We start from the raw sequence: 17,338 nt of genomic DNA, 5'->3' as shown, positions 1-17,338 counted from the left end.
CTTTCCTCAGCCGCTCCTGTTTCGGTGGCGGATTGGAAGTATGCCGAGCCCCAGATTCCCCGCAACTCCTTTTTACTCTTTTTTGAAGGTTTTTTCACTCCTCCATCCCCAAAAACCCTCTTTTACCCCCAAAATCACCGTTTTTAACGCCTCCTCACCCGCCCAACTCCCCTTCTTCCCAAAAAACACCCCAACTTCCCCACTCCACCCTCACCCCCTAACCAATATTGATAGTTAGGCCTGGCGCTTGCGCGCCAGGCGCCAGACTAACCATCCCACCACGTTGACCACGGCCAGCGCGCCTAACAATTGCGTCAACGAGTGTGCTAGCGATCCTTTGCCCAACCCGCTGCCTACTAAGGTAAAGGCAACATTTAGAGGGAGATACCCCGCCAGAGTGCCGAACAAAAAGGTGGCGTGTGCCACCTCCGTCACGCCTAGGAGGACATTGAGGACCAGGCCTGGCAGCATCATCTGGCGCACCCAGAAAACTTTCAGCCAGGAAGGTTTCTCCAGCATCTGGCGCAGCCACGGCCATTTTTCCGCCCGTGCCAGTACCGCCCGGCGCGCTCCGGCGCGTGTCATTAAAAAAGCGCCATAGGACCCCATTACCGATCCCGCTAACGATAAACCCAGGCCTTCCACAAAACCAAAGATGAGGCCTGCACCAGCGCAGAGCGGCAAGCGAGGTAACCCTATCATGACCCCACCCGCGCAGGCGAGGATGAAGCTGAGGTGGCCTATCCAGCCGAGTTCATCCACAAAGTCTTTCCAGGCCTGGATGTTGGTGAGCCATGCTTTCAGGGGTGTAAAATGAGCGACCAGGAGAAAGAAGGCGATGATCCCCACGAGGATGAGCATGCGCCGATTTTCCCGGCCCATGGAACGAGTGGTTTCGTCCTCCAGCCTAGCTTGGTCAGTGATTTCCACGTTTGCAGACAGTGGGCTGGCTGGGGTGGGGGCTGCGTGGTCAGGGTCCGTTCCGTTCATTTCAGGGCAATCAGCGCTGCCCCAGAGGCTTCTCAACACAGAATCTGCATCTTTATTCAAGGGTTGGCCTACTCTGAACGTTTCCTGAGTCACTGCTATGAATACAGCTCTCTCTTCCCGCCGCCAGTTTCTCCAGCGCAGCAGCCGGGCACTGGCCTCGGGTTTACTGGCCGTGCCCGCTCTACAGGCTGTGGAAGCTTTGCCCAAATCTGAAACGCTCGTTCAACAACTCTACGGCAGCCTCAAAGAAGAACAGCGGAAGCTGCTGTGTTTTGGCTGGGAGGACGCGCGCCGTCTTAAAGTGGATAATAACTGGCACATCACGCCTCAAAAAATCGGTGAGGTTCTAGGGGCGGATCAGCAGGATCTCGTGCGCCAAATTTTTGATGGGCTGCACAGCGAGGAATATAAGAAGGAAGTTTGGCGCCAGTTTGATCAGGACAATAAGAGCGATGGAGGCTTTGCCAGCTCTTCCATCGCTCTTTTTGGTCAGCCGGGATCTGGGAAATTCGAATTCGTGCTCACGGGCCGTCACTGTACCCGCCGCTGCGATGGAAACAGTGAGACGGGCACCGCTTTTGGTGGGCCGATCTTTTATGGCCATGCGGCCAAGGGATTTTATGAAAAGCCTGATCACGCCGGCAATGCCTATTGGTACCAGGCCAAACGCGCCAATGAAGTCTTTCAAGCGCTGGACGGTCGGCAACGACAGCTCGCATTGAAAGGAGACTCTCGTGAGGAAACGGGCAATAAAACCGTGAAACTGACCGGTAAAACCTCTGGACTGGATGGCATTCCCATGACGGAACTGACGGCTGACCAAAAGGGACTCGTGCGCCAAGTCCTGGGCGATCTCCTCAAACCTTTCCGCCCCGAGGATGCAAAAGAATCCCTCCAATACATCGAAGCCGCAGGGTTTGATCACCTCCACATGGCCTTTTACCAAAATCAGGATGTGGGTAAAGATGGGGTATGGGACGTGTGGCAGATTGAGGGCCCATCCATGATTTGGTATTTCCGGGGAGACCCGCATGTCCATTGCTGGGCACATATTAAAGAAAAAGCCTGAGAAAGTGAGGCTTCTTAGTTGACAGGATCGGGAAATGCTAGCGAACGTACTTCGCGTCATCCCACTCCCGTCTCTTGGATTCTCTTTATTACATCTCGAAAGGCCAGAAAACCGTCGGGCCCTGTAGCCTAGATGATCTTTATGGCTACATCGCATACGGGTCCATTCGCGATAGTGATCTCGTGCGTCGAGAAGGCTCGACGGAGTGGACGCCGCTGCGCCAATTAGAAGAATTGCAAATTGACCCCGCAGATCCCGCGACAGTCCGTGACATCACCACCCGGCGGCGCACCGCCCGCCTACGTGACTATGCCAAGGTGCCGGTAGATCAGCGGGCTGGAGTGGTTTTGCAGAGATTGATCAGCGGCTTTCTCTTTTTTCCGCCTCTTTTGTGGAAAGGGGCGAGGGCCGTTTTCCAAGATCGCATCTATTCTTCCAGGGCGGATGCAAAGGGCTATCTTCTCTATTGGCCGCGCTGGATCGAGACGGTGGTGATGGTTCTATTGGTGATTCAAAGCATCGTTTGGCTCTTAGGTGTTGCCTGGCTCTGGCAAAAAGGCACACCTCTGGCTCACGAAATCATCGCCCTCTTGCGCACAGGCATTGCGGATTTGCAGGATTGGCTCGGAAAATAAAAAAATTGGAGAGGCCTAGTCTCGCCTGGCAACCATTTGTTTGATTTTTAACAAAAACGAATATTTCCATTGCCTTTGATGTTATGGAAAATATAATAGGTGTGGTTTTGGCTCCTTATGCCTGCTCTATACGTCCATTCCTCCCCACGACACGTCGCTAAGCGACTGCTGATCGCCATTGCTTTGGGCGCACTGATTTTGGCTACTTCCCATGCTCAGCAGGGTTTTCCGGCTGATGATAGCGCTACCATCAAGGTGAACTTCCCCAGCACACCCGTGCAGGCCATTATTCCTTTTTATACTCAGATCACAGGGAAAAAGATCATTTTGGACTCCGCTCTCCAGGGAGAGCCGCTGCGCATCATCGCTCCGCAGCCTCTCACACGCCGTGAAGCCGTCGCGTTTATCGAGGCGACCTTGCTGCTGAATGGTTACGCCATCATTCCAGTGGATGCTACGACGGTGAAACTCATTCATCACAATGGCGGTAAAAGCCCTACGCCTGAGGGACTCAAAGTCTATAATTCCATCAAGGACCTGCCAGACAATGAAGAGCTGTGCCATTTTGTAATGCCTTTGGTGCACATCTCCCCGGACGAAGCTTCCAAGGCTTTTCAGCAGGTGATCAAGCTGCATAGCTACGGAGCCATCATGCCCATGAAAAATGCGGCGGCTCTGATCATCACCGAGAACAGCACCACCATCCGCAGCATCTATGAGATCGCCCAGGTGATTGATGTGCCGCCGGCAGAAATCGCCAATGAAATGATCAAACTGGAGCGCAGCGATGCTGAAAGCGTGGCCGAAATCATCAGCGAGATCTATGCTGAAGAGGAAAAAACGGAGGCTGCGCCTGCCCAGGCAGCCCCTGCGCCGCCCGCTGTGGCGGCCAATGGCAGTCGCGCCCCCGCAGTTAATCCCCTGGGTGCCGCCAATACGGCCAATACCAACCCCAGCGTGGCCCGGGTCAAAGTCATCCCCCATCGCCGCACCAACAGCCTCCTTGTCATCGCTCGTCCGGTGGATATCACCTACATCCGTGGGCTGGTAGATAAGCTGGATCAGCAGGCCGATGACGTGACCTTTCTGAAGCGCAAGCTGGCCTACCTGGACGTGGGCGATTTTTTACCCGTGGCCTACAATGCCCTGGCGAAGGATACCGACATCCAGAATGACGGGGCGGATGCCGCCTCCGGGGGGGGACGACGCAGCAGCAGCAGCCGACGCCCCACCGCCAGTTCCAATACCCCCTCCACAGATGCCTCACGGGACAGCTCCGGCCTGAACAACGCCTACGGGCAGGGTGGGCAAAGCGGTTTCGGCTTCAATGGGAATGGCCAGAACAGCCGCGCCGAGCGTAGCCTGCTGGATGATCCTGACGCTGTCTCTGCGCCCGAATCCCTCGTGGTGGGCAAGACCCTGCTCATCGCGGAACCGCAGTCCAATAGCCTCGTCGTCAGCGGCTCGCCCGAGCACATCGCCGTCATTGACCAGCTCATCCAGGAAATGGATGTGCGGCCACAGCAGGTGTACATCAGCACCATCATCGGCCAACTCAACCTGGGGGGCGATTTCAACTACGGTTTCGATTTCTTGAACATGCTGGATGATTTCACCCTGCGGCAGAAAAACGTCACCTCCCCTGGCGGAGGCACAGGGGTCGCTGGTGCTCTGGACATTCCCTTCAATCTGGAAAACTTCGGTACCGGTTCCATGAGCTTTTATGGCCAGCTCGGTTCACTCAGCCGCTACGTGAATGTCTTGGAAGGAAACAAGGACTTCAAGGTGCTGTCCAGCCCTAGCATGTACACCACGAACAATGGCAAGGCCGTCATTTCCAGCGGTCAGCGTATCGCCGTGCCCGTGAATATCCTTTCGAATGCAGGCATCAACAACATCGCTGCCACCAGCGCTAGCATTGACTACCGAGACGTGGTGCTAAAGCTAGAAGTGGTACCCCTGATCAATAACGACAATGAAGTGACCCTGCGCATCGCTCAGGTGAATGACAACATCGTGGGAGAACAGACCATCTCTGGAAACACCGTGCCCACCATCGGCACCCAAGAATTACTCACCACGGTGACAGTGCGGGACGGGGCCACCGTGGTCCTAGGCGGGCTCATCACAGAGCGGACGGGCAAGACTGAGCGGGGCGGTATTTTCCTCCGCCGCGTCCCTGTGCTGAAGCATCTTTTTGGCACCACGGAGAAATCCACGTCGCGGGATGAATTGCTCATCTTCATCCAGCCTAAAATCATCAACTCCACCGCCCATTTGGATAGCCCCAACAGCATCGAGGCGAAACGTTCTCGCATCATGGAAGAGACCCTACGTTTTGGCATGCCTCTGGAGGAGGTGCCGAGAGCCCAACCCGCAGGTAAATAGAACCCCGTGTTCCCAGGGCTACAGCGGCCATTTTCTTTTTGCATGTTCCGGGCGGCACGTGGCATAAGAAGGAACCCCCTCCTTTGTCTGCATGGTCGCGCTCCCCCCTCCCAGCCCCATTTCTTGGTTACGCTGGGCTGTTTGGGCGCTGATGATGGGCTGCATCGCCTGGGGATATGTGTTCTTGGCAGGACAAAAAATTGAGCAGGGCCTGGCTTCCCCTTTAAGCCCGCTGGAGCAGCGGCATTTGGCGTTGACCCAAGCCACGCAGGCGGATTTTAAGCCCGACTTCACCCACAGCGTCTCTGACCCGCTAAAAAAACTCGTCCCGCATCGCACCGATGGCCTTGTCCAGCCGCTTTGGCCCTGGTTAGCCGCGTTAAGTCTGGATGTCCAAAATTTAACGGGCTCCCTGCATGACCTTGCCTGGTTCCGCGTGGGTCTCACCCTGGGGGGCTTGATTTTATTGGGCTTGGTATGCGCACGCCACTTCGCCCTGCCCGCCGCCTTATTGGTCGTCGCCTTGACGGCTTTTCACGGGTGGCTAGGGACGGTGGCCACTTTTTCAGGGGCTACCCTTTTCCACCTGTTTCTTCTGCTCACCTGGCTGGCTTGTCTGTACGCGCTGCAACGGAATTCGCTGTGGGTTTACGGTTTGGTCGGTGGTTTTGGGGCCTTGGCCTACCTGTCCGTGGATCGCATCCTGCCCCTGGTCGCCGTATTTATCATCGTCAGTACCCTGCGAGCCCTCTGGGGCTGGATGGCGGCCCACTGGTGCACGCACGAAGGCACTTCCCTGTGGGTGCGGCGCAATCATCTGTTCGGCCTCCTGCTACTGGTCACAGCCGTCGGCTTCATCGCAGGTCCGCGCATGACAGAGGCCAATCGCCAGTTTGGCCATGCCGCCTTTCATTACACCGACTCGATCCGCTGGCTGGATCACCGGGAAGCTGCAGAAACCTGGATCGAGAACCACCCAGATCGAGCTAGCCTGGAAAAGATCCCCGCGCTTGCCCAGCCCAGCGCTCACTTGTACTTTCAAACTCACTCCACCCAAGAGGCCCAGCAGCGCCTTCTGGCAGGCGCGGCCCTCTTGTTAGGCCGCTTGAAAGGCCGTGGCGGAGAGGTGCTGGCCGTGCTTTTTGTCCTGCTATTCGCCTTCACCCTCGCCTGTCGTTTCTCGACCCCCAAGGCCTGCCATGCGGGTGAACGCCTGCATCCTGAGACGGTGCCCACCGTGCTGTTTTTAATCACCGCCACCCTGACCTATGGTGTCATTGCCGCCTGGGATGTGGCCGTCATGCCTGCCAATTACCTGCACGCCCTCACTGCGCCGCTTACCCTCAGTCTCCTCTGGGGCTGTGAAAGTGTGCTGCGCCGGGCCCGGCGGCGAGGGGCGAGCTGGCTCGTCAGCCGTGGTTATCAGATCACCCTCTGGCTGCTCCTGGCCATGACGTTGACCCAATTCTGGAGATCTGCCTTCGCTGCCGCCTGAAGCCTGCCTTGACTCCCCCGTGCCACGGGTAGAGTGCAGCCTTCCCCCCATGGCAGCTCGCAAGCCCACGTTCATCCTCTCCTTCGATTTCGATGGCACGCTGGTGCATCACGATAGCACGCCTGTGTTTCACCCCATGCTGGGGCAGATGATCCAGCAACTGCGCAACCTAGGTGCTGCCTGGGTCATCAACACCGGCCGTAGCCTCCCCCAGACCCTCCAGGGACTGGCTCAATACGGCATTTTCATGGAGCCTGACTACATCATCGCCATGGAGTGCGATATCTACAAACCTGGGCTGTTCAGCAAGTGGACCGACTTTGGCCCCTGGAACAAACAGGCGCGCAAAGCTCACGAGCGTTTCGTCAAAGACCACCAGGCCTCCCTAAAGGCCATCCGTGAAATGGTGGAGACCCAGACTCAGGGCCAATTCCTCGCCGGAGACTACGGGGAACTGGGCATCGTCGGCAGCAGTGAAGAGGAGTTGGACATGGTTTGCAGCTTCATTGATGCCCACATCCGGCAGTTCCCAGACATCGGCTACCATCGCAATGGCATCTACCTGCGCTTTGCCCACAGCGCCTACAGCAAAGGTACCGCCCTCAGCGAATTGGCCAGGCTGCTCGGGCTCAATGCCAGCCAGTGCTTTGCGGCCGGCGATAACCTGAACGATCTCTCCATGCTAGATCCCCGCCACGCCAGCATGATCGCCACTCCAGGCAATGGACTTCCCGTGGTCAAAGCCCACGTGCAGAGCCATGGCGGCTTCGTCGCGCAGCGATATGCCAGCGAAGGCATGATCGAGGCCCTCACCCATTTTTTTGGCACCGCCAAAAGCTGAGCTTCCTAAAGCTCGCCCACCTCTCACTGCCCCTTTTGAATGAACGCCACGTCCAACGTCCACATCGCCTCCAACATCCCCCTGCCTGCTCCGCTAGCCCTCGTCGCTGAGCTGCCTCCCACGGAAACTCAGGCCGCCTTTGTCAGCCAGGCTCGCACAGAGATTCGCAACATTTTGTTCGGCGATGACAAACGCTTCCTCGTCATCGTGGGCCCCTGCTCCATTCACGACCCCGAAGCCGGGCTGGAATATGCCGCCAAACTGGCCGCTCTGGCCCGCGAGCTAAAGGACCGCCTATGCATTGTCATGCGCGTTTATTTTGAAAAACCCCGTACCACGGTGGGCTGGAAGGGCCTGATCATGGACCCCGACCTGGATGGCACCTGCAACATCCCCGATGGCTTGCGTCTTGCCCGCCGCATCCTGCGTGATGTGCTGGAGCTGGGCCTGGCGACTGCCACCGAGCTGCTGGACCCCATCACCCCCCAATACATTGCCGATCTCATCTGCTGGAGCGCCGTCGGGGCCCGCACCACGGAGTCCCAAACCCATCGTCAGATGGCCTCCGGCCTATCCATGCCCCTCGGGTTTAAAAACGGTACCTTTGGCCATATCTCCCCAGCGGTAAACGCCATCAAGGCCGCCATGCAGCCGCAGACCTTTCTAGGCGTGAGCGAAGACGGCATCGCCTCCGCCGTCACCACCTCCGGCAATCCTGACTGCCACATCATCCTGCGTGGCGGCGAAGACGGCCCGAACTACGGGGCCGATGACGTGGCCGAGACCCGCGCTGCTCTGGAGGCCGCGAAGCTGAAACCCGCCATCATGATTGACGCCAGCCACGGCAACTGCGCCAAAGACCACCAACGCATGCCGCAAGTCTTTCGCGAAATCGTCCGTCAGCGCGCCGCCGGGGAGGAATCCATCATCGGCGCCATGCTGGAAAGCAATCTCGTGGGAGGGAACCAGAAATTCCCCCGCCCACTGAATGAGCTGACCCGTGGCCAATCCATCACCGATGCCTGCATGGACTGGGCCACCACCGAGCAAGCCCTGCGCGAGGCCCATGCCTTGCTAGGCTAAAAAGATCAATAATCGCGAGCTAGCAAGTAATCCGCCAGTTCGCGCAGGCGACCGCCGCGGTTGCCGAAGACAGCGAGGGCATCGTGCGCCACCTGGGTGAGGCGGTGGGCTTCCTCGCGGGAGGCATCGAGACCGATGAGTGCCGGGTAAGTGGATTTCTCAGAAGCGAGGTCTTTACCCGCACTTTTGCCCAGCTTTTCACTGGTCTGAGTGACATCCAGGATGTCATCAATGATCTGAAAAGCGAGGCCCGTGGCCATGCCGAAATCACTCAGCGCCTGCAATTCTTCCGGCTGACAGTCGGCGCTCATGCCGCCCAGTTTCAGGCTGGTGGTCAGCAGGGCAGCCGTTTTGTTTTCGTGAATGAAACGCAGGGACTCCAGAGGTAGTTTTTTCCCCTCCCCTTCCAGGTCGGCCACCTGGCCACCCACAAGGTGCAGACTGCCTGCCGTGCGAGCTAGCTCGGTCACCAGAGCACCCGCGTGATAACGCACCGTGATGGGCGTCTTCACCACCAGCTCAAAAGCCAGGGCCTGCAAAGCATCGCCAGCGAGGATAGCGATGCCATCTCCATACACCTTGTGGCAGGTGGGCACCCCGCGACGGAAATCATCATTGTCCATGCTGGGCAGGTCGTCATGAATCAGCGAATACGTATGCAGACACTCCACCGCCACTGCGGCAAACGAGGCACTTTCTTTGCTGCCGCCTGCTGCCTCCGCTGCCGCTAGGCAAAGGATAGGGCGCAAGCGTTTCCCCCCAGCAAAGATGCTGTGGCGCATGGCTTTGTGGATGGTGGCCGGGGCCGTTTCAGCGGAAGGAATGAGGCGATCAAGAACTGCATCCACAAAGGTGCAGCGATCCGTGAGGTAGGTCTTCAGGTCGGACATTAAAACAGGTAACAAGGGAAAACAGACAGGAGGATTCAGTGATGATTGCGCCGGAGATCCTCAGCCAAATGCTGGAAATCTCCTACCTCACACCATTTCACAAAGCGCTCTGTGAGGCGCTTCAGTTCATCCCATTCGTGACGGATTTTGGCGGCCTCAGGCTTGCTAATGCAGTTATCGGCAGCGGCTTGGCTGATGGCAGAAAGGAGATCCGCAAACTGTTGCACGATCTCCTGCGTGGCCGGCATCACCTCGCGCCCAGGCTGCTTGCCAGTGGGCGGGTTTTTCACCAGCACGCCTTCCGCCTGCTGGCAGAGCCACTGGATGAGGTGATCATCCCCCGTTAGCTCATAGAGCTGGCGCACACGGTCGAGGGGGTTAGAAGCTCCGCTACCGTCGTCTTCATCACGCTGCCCCCACTTGTAAACAAGCGACAGAGACACGCCCATTTTGGCCGCGATTTCTTTCACATGCCCTTTGTCTAAGGCCTGGCGGATGACTTCATGGGACTCCATGCGCTCTGTTTTTCACGAACGCAGGCCGCTTGGCAAGCTTGAATGCATGCACGCGGGGAGATTCACACCCGACTTCTGGCCTCAAGCCAGCTCTGCACATCCCCAGGCAGCCACATCCCCCATGCGGGCATAAACCTCCCGATTTTGAGCACTGTTTTCCAAAAGATCCTCGCAAAAACGCACCTGCCCTGGCTCAAACACCGTGATGAAACAGGATCCCCCAAAGCGGAAGTAACCCTTTTCATCTCCCTTTAAGACGGGCGTATCTGGCGCGGATGTATGGACCACGGAGCCGACACAAGTGGCCCCCACCTCCAGCAAAAGCACCTCCCCAAATGGACCCGTGGCTAAACGCGTGAGGTAGCGTTTATTCTCCCAGAAGATGCTGGGCCTCTGGAGAAAGGCGATGGGGCTGACGGAATAAAGAGGACCGTGAATCAACTGCGGTTTATCCGCAGTGCCTCCACAGGGAAAATGAAACCGATGGTAATCTGTGGGACAGAGACGGGAAATGAGCACGCTACCTTTTTCAAACCGTTCTGCGAAAGCGGCATCCCCAAGCAATGCAGGCAGATCAAAGCGCACGCCCTTGATGAAAAAATCCCGGCACTGAGACACGTCTGGAATGACAAAGTGGCGACCGTCTGCCGGGAAGGCCACTGCGGCGGGGTCTGCCACGATGGGCCGGGCCGAGGGCTTCAACTGACGATAAAAGAAATCATTGAAGCTGCCGTAGCTGCTCACAGGATCAGCAAACTCCGCCTCATCCACCCTGAATTTTTCAATGAACGGGCGAATGCGGGCAGCACTCTTCGGTTCATCCATTTGGCGCCCATACCAGTCTGAAAAGAGAGCCCGCTTCACCAGCACGTGCAGGGCGATTTTGCCCAGCGGATTTTCATAGACAAAGCGCAAGGGCCCTTCGCCATAAACGGCCTCCGTTTCCAGGCGTCGGGTCAGGCGATTGTAAAACTGGATGGGCGCAGCAGGCATGTTGTAGATACGTTTGGCAGACCATTGCCGCACCTGCCGCACCGGAGCAAATGTCTCTTGGCCCCAGGGCACGAATGTTGCATGGTGGAGGCCATGGCCGAGGACACCCCACCTCCGATACCCACGGAAAACAGCCGCCCCAGTGGTTGTGGGCGCTTTCTTGCCCTGGCCCTTGTGGGCAGCCTCCTCATCATGGGCATCATCGCCTGGAAATTTGTGGATGTGATCAAAGACGGCCTCGCCTGGATGAGCCAAGGCATGGTCACCCAAGACATCAATGAAACGTTTCGGCAGTCCGTGACACGCATCGTCTCGACTGAGGGTGACATCCTCGAAGTCGCCACCCTGGAAACGGATGAAACCGTGACCAAGTACGACATGAAGACGCTCTTTAACCAGACCGTTTATCTCGGCACCACCATCTCAGAAATTCGCACCCCCGTCGTTTATCGTTACCACATCCAGCTATCCGATGGCTGGAACCTACGGCTTGAGAACGGCCAGTGCATCGTCCACGCGCCCACTCTACGCCCCTCCCAACCCCCGGCCATCCGCACTGATCGGATGGAAAAGAAATCCGAATCTGGATGGCTGCGTTTCAATGCAGCGGAAAGCCTGGCCGAGCTGGAAAAAAACCTGACGCCGACGCTGGAGAAACGCGCGGGCAACCGCAGCCACCTCAACTTGATCCGTGAACCTGCCCGCAAGTCCGTGGCGGAATTTGTGAAAAAGTGGCTTCTCACTCAAACCAGCGCGCCCGTGGGTGAGGTGCAGAGCATCACCGTCATCTTCCCAGACGAGATCACGCCCGCAGGCCAACCCCGCACCTTGCCACCCACAGTCCAGGTGCCTTAACTTCCCGAGAGAATCTGATTCCAAAGGGCAAACAAACCATCCCATAAAAAAGCGTGCTCAATCTTTGCAGACTGAGCACGCTGAACCAGAACAAGGGCGGAGTTAACCGACCACCGTCAGATTAGAACTTGAAGCGAACGCCGGCTTGAGCACCGAAGACGTTGTCGAATGCTTCGCCATTATCCAGGCCTACGTTACCACCCACGAAGAGGTCCACCTGGGGAGCCACTTCAAACATGAGGCGAACGAACGCATTGTATTCAGAAGTGACGAGGTCATTGCTGTTGTAAGTCACACCGACGTGAGTTTCAAAAGCACCGAACTTCATGCGGAAATGTGGGGTCACATAGACACCCCAGTCATCGGTTCCGAGGTTGAAATCCGCCAGAGAAAGGTCGGCATAGCTAGCCCCCACTTCAGTGGCGAAGTGAATGTTTTCCGTCAAAGGAATGTAACCGCCGATGCCAGCATTGCCCTGCCAGTAATCGAAGTCCACGCCGACCAGATCGATGTCTGTCCAAGACCCGCGCAGGGCCAAATACAGATGATTCACTGGGCTGAATTCCACGCCGATACCTGCGCCGTGACCATCCACATCCACGCCGAGGAAATCGGCAGATGTGTAGTTATAACCCAGGGAAAGATTGGAATAAGAAATGAGGTTTTGTTCCACCACGGTTGGCTCGGGGGCCACCGGGGCAACGGGAGTCCCCGCGTAAACGGAGGCGGCAGCCAGCAAGCTGGTCAGTGAGGTGAGATAGGTTTTGGTCATGATCGTCTGAGTTGGTCGGTTTTGGGTTTAGCCCGCTACTGAAAAAATTTTGAACAGTCGCGGGACAGACATGATCTAATGAATCACGCCTGCATCCATAGGATCGCAGGAGGCATCCCTATCTGGATGTATCTTTTTATTGAAAAAGATCCGATTAAGCTGCGATGTGATCCACTTCCGGCAGACTCAGCACTGATAAAATGGTTCGCCGTAATTGATTCATCTCGATGGGTTTGATCAAGTGTGCGTGAAAGCCCGATCTGCGGGAACGGTCCACATCCTCCTCCATGCCATATCCACTGAGGGCGATGCCCCTCAACCCATGCTGGCTGCGAAGTTTCTCCATCAGTTCATTGCCGCTACCATCTGGAAGACCGAGATCACTGATGACTAGGTCAAAACGATTGGCCTCTGCCTCAGACTGGGCAGCCGTGATGGTGCCCACTGAGGTCACCCGGTAACCCGTGCGGATGAGCAGCCGCGTGAGTACCTGAAGCGTGGCCTCGTGGTCTTCGACTAACAAAATGTGTAGAGGTGGTACGCTGCCCATTTCCTCTGGCATCAGCGCTTGTGGAGAGTTCCCCATTTTACGTTCCCCACTGTTGCTGATGCCTGCTGGAGCTTCCGTGGCTCCAGGTAGCTCCACAATGAAAGTAGATCCGCGATCCGTCCCACCGCTCTCGGCACTGATGGTGCCCTGATGCAGGTCCACAATCGCCCGAGCAATGGATAAACCGAGACCGAGCCCCCCAAAGCGATGTTCCCCAGATTCATGCGCCTGCTCAAAGGGCTGAAAAATGCGTTCAATGGCGCCTTCCGTGATCCCGATGCCCGTGTCCTTCACCTCAATGCGTAGCCGCGGGGTTTCGCCTGGCTCACCCTCATCCCGTGTGCGGATGGTGATCTTTCCACCTTTAGGGGTAAATTTCACCGCATTGCGCAGCAGATTCCAAATCACCTGCTGAAAGCGCGAAGGATCTGCCATCAGGCCACATTTCTGTGCATGAAACTCACGCTCTAGCACCAGTCCTTTTTCTTGGGCATCATCTCGCACGATCTCCATCGCCAGACTGATCAAGGAGTGGGAATCACACAACTGAGGCCGCAAAGGCAGCTTCCCTTTGGCGATGCGAGTGAGGTCTAACAAATCGTCAATCAAGCGAGCTTCCAGACCGATGTTGCGCTCGATCATGCTGAGCTGCGAACGCACCTCCTGTGGCAGGCGCTCATCCTCACTCAAAGAAGTCGCTGCCATCAGCACCGGGGTGAGCGGTGTCCGCAATTCATGGGACAGAGCCGCCAGGAAATTATCCTTGGCACGGCTGGCCTGCTCCAGTTCACGCGCGCGCTCCGCCAGCATCTGGTGCCAGTGCAGCGTCTCCACCATCAAGCCGCACTGGGCTGACACCCATTCCAGCGTGCGGAAGTTATCCTGCGTCCAGTGCATCTCCTTTGTGCTACACACGAGCAGCACCCCATGGGTAGCGCCTGCCATGCGCACCGGCGTCGCCAGCACGGAACGAACGACACCTTCCGCCATGAACGGCGCTGCCAGCTCCGGTGCCTTCACCAGATCCGTCACATACGCGGTGCGGTCTTCCTCTAACACGCGCCCAGCGAGAGAACTCTCCAGCGGCCACGCTTTTGGCAGCTCCGTCAGCGGGCCTACATAGGCCTGGGCCACGAGGTCCAGCATGTCTCCATTCCGCTGCAAAAGCGCGACGGCCACGGCAGGTTCCCCCACCACCTTCAAGGTTCGCTCGCAAAGGCTATTCAAGGACTGTGCCTGCGATTCCTGATTCCGCGTGGCATCTAACATTCCCTGCAAAATATCTTCGCGATTGCTCAAGCGCTGGTTGGCCTCCACCAACTCCTCATTCTGCCGAGAGGCCTCCTCCGCCTGCGATTCGATCTCTTCCTTCTGCTGCTCCAGCTCCTCGTTCTGGGCTTTGATCTCCTCGTTCTGCTGAAAAAGCTCCTCCGTCTGCGCTTCCAACTCCGCATTCTGCGCACTGATCACCGCATTCTTTTTCTCCAATCGTGCACGCAAACGAATGATCCCATGAATCATTGAAGCCCCGACCACATTGTTAAAAATCGTGGCGGCGAGAAACCACTTCTGCTCGTCTGGACTCAGCACATGATCGGGTAGGATCCAAAACGTCTTCGCGATGGAAGCCGTGATAAACATTCCTGCCATGGCCCAGACTTGCCAGGACAGCCGCGTCCACACACACACCATCAAAGGCACCACGTAAGTGAGAGGCAGCACCATCTCCCGAAAAACATAAGTGCGGATGTAAATCCAAAGAAAGCCAACCGCGAAAGCAGCCAGCGTGGCAGGTAAAAGAGTGGGGCGGGACAGGCTCATTTTCCGTGCTTTCCTTTCTTCTGATAAAGGCATGGGGCCACACGGATGAGCCCGAGACCCGGCGGTGGATAGTCTGCCTTGCCCACCATGAGATAACCCCCAGGTCTCAACTCCGCCACCAGGCTTTGCCAGACCGGGTAAGCCGCTTCACGTTCCAGATAAATCGCCATATTTCGCCAGAGAATGAGATGCCAGGGACCTGACTCCGCCCCAGCAAAAAGATCCGCCTGCTTCCACCGGATCACATCCTGCAGGTCCTGCCGGATGAATGCGCCCATCCCATCCCGGCGGAAGTGGGCGGCCCTCACACGTTCAGGCAGGCGCTCCATCTCCTCATGGCGGTATCGGCCCGCCTGGGCGCGGTGGATAGCATCCGCACGAAAGTCCGTCCCACAAAGCTCTGCCTGTGGCAAAAAACCCATCTCAGCCATGAGGCTAGCCATGGAGTAAAGCTCCTGCCCATCGGAGCAGGCCGCGCTCCAAACACGGATTTTTCCCTGCGCCAAGCGCCAAGCATCGCTCAACACTTTCCGAGTCTGCTCAAAGACATCTTGGTCACGGTAAAAATCCGTCACGCCTAGAAGGACCGCGTTGAGGATCTCCATTCGCGCCTCAGGGGACTGCCGCAATTTAGCAATCGCAGGCCCGACTTCATGCACTTGCAAAAAACGCAAGCACGCCGCCAGACGTCGCTGCAAAAAACTGAGTCGGTAGGCTCCTCTCGGTAGTCCTGTCAGCTCAAACAACTCGCCAAAAAAGAACTTCGCCTCCTCGCTTTCAACCTGTGTCCCTGCGATTCGCTCTGGCACTGCCGCGCGAAGCTGGGTCACCCTCCCGGTTTTCGGGAGAGCGATCGTTCCTTCAAAAAACAAGTAAGCAGACATCGTTTTAAAGATAGAACCAAGCGGACACTTTCGGGTCACCCTCCCCAGTCTGATATAAGTTGCAAATCATATCCAAAATCTTGGAAGGCATTCCCGCAGCCGCTTTAAATCTTCATCCGCCCCTCCTCCTGGCGTTTCATCATATCGCGGATCTCCGTCAGTAAGGCCACGTCTGGAGGCATCGCCGCCGGGGGTTGTTCCTTTTTAAGCATCAAGTCGAGCAGCTTATTCGTCGGCTTCACAATGAGGAAAAAAACGATCATGGCCGTGATCATAAAACCCACGGTTGCCCCCACAATGGAGCCGATGTCTAAGAGCACCGGCACCAGTTTTTCAGTCTTCACTTCCTTTCCGTTCACTTTTTCGGTGATGGTGGTCATCCGTTCCCAGATTTTAAATTTGAGATGGGATGTGCCGAGATCGTTGCCCCCAAAGATGGCCAGGACCGGCTCTACGATGCCCTTGGTAAAAGCTGTGACGATGTTGTTAAAGGCCGAGCCGATGATCACACCCGTGGACAGACTAACCACATTTCCCTTCAGCACGAATTTTTTAAATTCATCCAACACAGGAGGGGAAGCGAAGGGCGGCATTCTCATGGGCAATTTTTAGAGTAGAAAGGCTCCTTTTTTCCAAAAGAGGAGCACCATGCCATCGCATGCCATCATGTCGCTGCGTGTATCCATTTTGTGGCAAAACACAGTTTCTTGCACGTCCGTTCGCCGTCAGCCTCCCGAATATTGAGGAGAATGAATATTCCTCCGCATTCGTTGACTGGTAAAGTTGCTCTCATCACCGGTGCAGGCTCAGGCATTGGCAGGGCCTCGGCCATCGCTTTATCACAGGCGGGGGCCTCTGTAGTCCTGGTAGGTACCACCTTGGCAAAGCTCCAAGACACCGAAGAACACATCCGTCAGGCAGGCGGGCAGGCCCTGTCTGTAGAGGGCGATGTCGCCTCCGCCAAGGACATGCAGGCAGCCATCCAGGCCTGCTCTCAGAAGTGGGGACGACTGGATATCCTGCATCACAATGCAGGCACGAACGGCACCTGGGCTCCCTTTGAAGATCTCCAAGAAGCTGAGTGGGACGCTACACTTAACACCAATCTCAAAGGCACCTTCCTGACTCTCAAACACTGTTTCCCACTTTTACGGGCGCAGGGCGGGTCCATCATCGTCACCGCATCTGTCAATGGCACTCGCATGTTTAGCAATGCTGGAGCCTCTGCCTATGCCTGCTCTAAGGCAGCTCAACTAGCCTTGGTGAAAATGCTCGCGCTTGAATGGGCTCGCCATCGCATCCGTGTCAATGTCATCTGCCCAGGCACCATTGACACCGCCATCCATGATGAAACCGAGCAGCGGGATCTGGACCGCATCCGCATTCCGGTGGATTTTCCTCAGGGCAGCATCCCTCTCAAAAAGGGCGAGGCAGGCAGCTCTGAAGAAGTTGCGCAGCTTGTTTGGTTTTTGGCCTCAGAACTTGCCAGCCACATCACAGGCACGGAGGTATTTATTGATGGCGCACAATCTTTGATCGAAGGCTGACTAACCAACT

Annotated in this window: 16 protein-coding genes; 8 read left to right on the top strand and 8 right to left on the bottom strand. The window is 56.7% G+C overall.

Features of this window, described 5'->3' with window-relative positions; genetic code table 11:
• Positions 1-234 precede the first annotated feature (234 nt).
• Entirely contained in the window at positions 235-990 is a 756-nt protein-coding gene (locus tag HNQ64_RS05260; RefSeq protein ID WP_184206068.1) for a TVP38/TMEM64 family protein, read from the bottom strand.
• A 97-nt stretch (positions 991-1,087) separates the two neighbouring features.
• On the opposite strand from HNQ64_RS05260, the gene HNQ64_RS05255 reads away from it, so the two are divergent.
• The 6 genes from HNQ64_RS05255 to HNQ64_RS05230 all read left to right on the top strand — a co-directional run bounded on the left by HNQ64_RS05255 (position 1,088) and on the right by HNQ64_RS05230 (position 8,501).
• Positions 1,088-2,059 (top strand): DUF3500 domain-containing protein, encoded by a 972-nt coding sequence (locus HNQ64_RS05255; protein WP_184206065.1) that lies wholly within the window; start codon positions 1,088-1,090, stop codon positions 2,057-2,059.
• A 74-nt stretch (positions 2,060-2,133) separates the two neighbouring features.
• The gene (locus HNQ64_RS05250; RefSeq protein ID WP_184206063.1) at positions 2,134-2,694 is read left to right on the top strand and encodes a DUF4339 domain-containing protein; all 561 of its coding nucleotides are present in this window, start codon (positions 2,134-2,136) and stop codon (positions 2,692-2,694) included.
• Between the two features lie 117 nt (positions 2,695-2,811).
• Entirely contained in the window at positions 2,812-5,082 is a 2,271-nt protein-coding gene (locus HNQ64_RS05245; RefSeq protein ID WP_184206061.1) for a secretin N-terminal domain-containing protein, read from the top strand.
• A 91-nt stretch (positions 5,083-5,173) separates the two neighbouring features.
• Positions 5,174-6,577, top strand: coding sequence for a hypothetical protein (locus tag HNQ64_RS05240; RefSeq protein WP_184206059.1), 1,404 nt, complete (start codon positions 5,174-5,176; stop codon positions 6,575-6,577).
• 49 nt (positions 6,578-6,626) lie between these two features.
• Positions 6,627-7,418: an HAD family hydrolase gene (locus tag HNQ64_RS05235; RefSeq protein WP_184206057.1), complete on the top strand. Its 792-nt coding sequence runs from the start codon at positions 6,627-6,629 to the stop codon at positions 7,416-7,418.
• A gap of 39 nt (positions 7,419-7,457) precedes the next feature.
• Positions 7,458-8,501: a 3-deoxy-7-phosphoheptulonate synthase gene (locus HNQ64_RS05230; RefSeq protein WP_184206055.1), complete on the top strand. Its 1,044-nt coding sequence runs from the start codon at positions 7,458-7,460 to the stop codon at positions 8,499-8,501.
• Positions 8,502-8,506: 5 nt separating this feature from the next.
• Here HNQ64_RS05230 and HNQ64_RS05225 read toward each other — a convergent pair whose 3' ends face one another.
• The 3 genes from HNQ64_RS05225 to HNQ64_RS05215 all read right to left on the bottom strand — a co-directional run bounded on the left by HNQ64_RS05225 (position 8,507) and on the right by HNQ64_RS05215 (position 10,971).
• Entirely contained in the window at positions 8,507-9,391 is an 885-nt protein-coding gene (locus tag HNQ64_RS05225; protein ID WP_184206053.1) for a polyprenyl synthetase family protein, read from the bottom strand.
• Between the two features lie 35 nt (positions 9,392-9,426).
• Positions 9,427-9,906 carry a helix-turn-helix domain-containing protein gene (locus HNQ64_RS05220; RefSeq protein ID WP_184206051.1) on the bottom strand — a complete coding sequence of 160 codons (480 nt, stop codon included), beginning with the start codon at positions 9,904-9,906 and terminating at the stop codon, positions 9,427-9,429.
• 81 nt (positions 9,907-9,987) lie between these two features.
• Positions 9,988-10,971 (bottom strand): phosphatidylserine decarboxylase, encoded by a 984-nt coding sequence (locus HNQ64_RS05215; RefSeq protein ID WP_343075875.1) that lies wholly within the window; start codon positions 10,969-10,971, stop codon positions 9,988-9,990.
• Between the two features lie 21 nt (positions 10,972-10,992).
• On the opposite strand from HNQ64_RS05215, the gene HNQ64_RS05210 reads away from it, so the two are divergent.
• On the top strand, positions 10,993-11,754 hold the full coding sequence (locus tag HNQ64_RS05210; protein ID WP_184206050.1) for a hypothetical protein: 762 nt from the start codon (positions 10,993-10,995) through the stop codon (positions 11,752-11,754).
• A 121-nt stretch (positions 11,755-11,875) separates the two neighbouring features.
• Here the strand turns inward: HNQ64_RS05210 and HNQ64_RS05205 are convergent, their stop codons facing one another.
• The 4 genes from HNQ64_RS05205 to HNQ64_RS05190 form a co-directional block, all read right to left on the bottom strand.
• Positions 11,876-12,526, bottom strand: coding sequence for a hypothetical protein (locus HNQ64_RS05205; RefSeq protein ID WP_184206048.1), 651 nt, complete (start codon positions 12,524-12,526; stop codon positions 11,876-11,878).
• Between the two features lie 154 nt (positions 12,527-12,680).
• Positions 12,681-14,897, bottom strand: coding sequence for a hybrid sensor histidine kinase/response regulator (locus HNQ64_RS05200; RefSeq protein WP_184206046.1), 2,217 nt, complete (start codon positions 14,895-14,897; stop codon positions 12,681-12,683).
• Positions 14,894-15,781 carry a CheR family methyltransferase gene (locus HNQ64_RS05195; RefSeq protein WP_184206044.1) on the bottom strand — a complete coding sequence of 296 codons (888 nt, stop codon included), beginning with the start codon at positions 15,779-15,781 and terminating at the stop codon, positions 14,894-14,896. Before HNQ64_RS05195 ends, HNQ64_RS05200 begins: the two co-directional genes overlap by 4 nt.
• 104 nt (positions 15,782-15,885) lie before the next feature.
• On the bottom strand, positions 15,886-16,374 hold the full coding sequence (locus HNQ64_RS05190) for an MscL family protein (RefSeq protein ID WP_184206042.1): 489 nt from the start codon (positions 16,372-16,374) through the stop codon (positions 15,886-15,888).
• Positions 16,375-16,530: 156 nt separating this feature from the next.
• On the opposite strand from HNQ64_RS05190, the gene HNQ64_RS05185 reads away from it, so the two are divergent.
• Positions 16,531-17,328, top strand: a complete 798-nt coding sequence (locus tag HNQ64_RS05185; protein ID WP_184206040.1) for an SDR family oxidoreductase — start codon at positions 16,531-16,533, stop codon at positions 17,326-17,328.
• Positions 17,329-17,338: the final 10 nt, after the last annotated feature.

It is taken from the genome of Prosthecobacter dejongeii, assembly GCF_014203045.1.
GTDB lineage: Bacteria > Verrucomicrobiota > Verrucomicrobiia > Verrucomicrobiales > Verrucomicrobiaceae > Prosthecobacter > Prosthecobacter dejongeii.
Note: the sequence above shows the minus strand (reverse complement) of the source record. Positions and strands in the feature narration are given on the sequence as shown.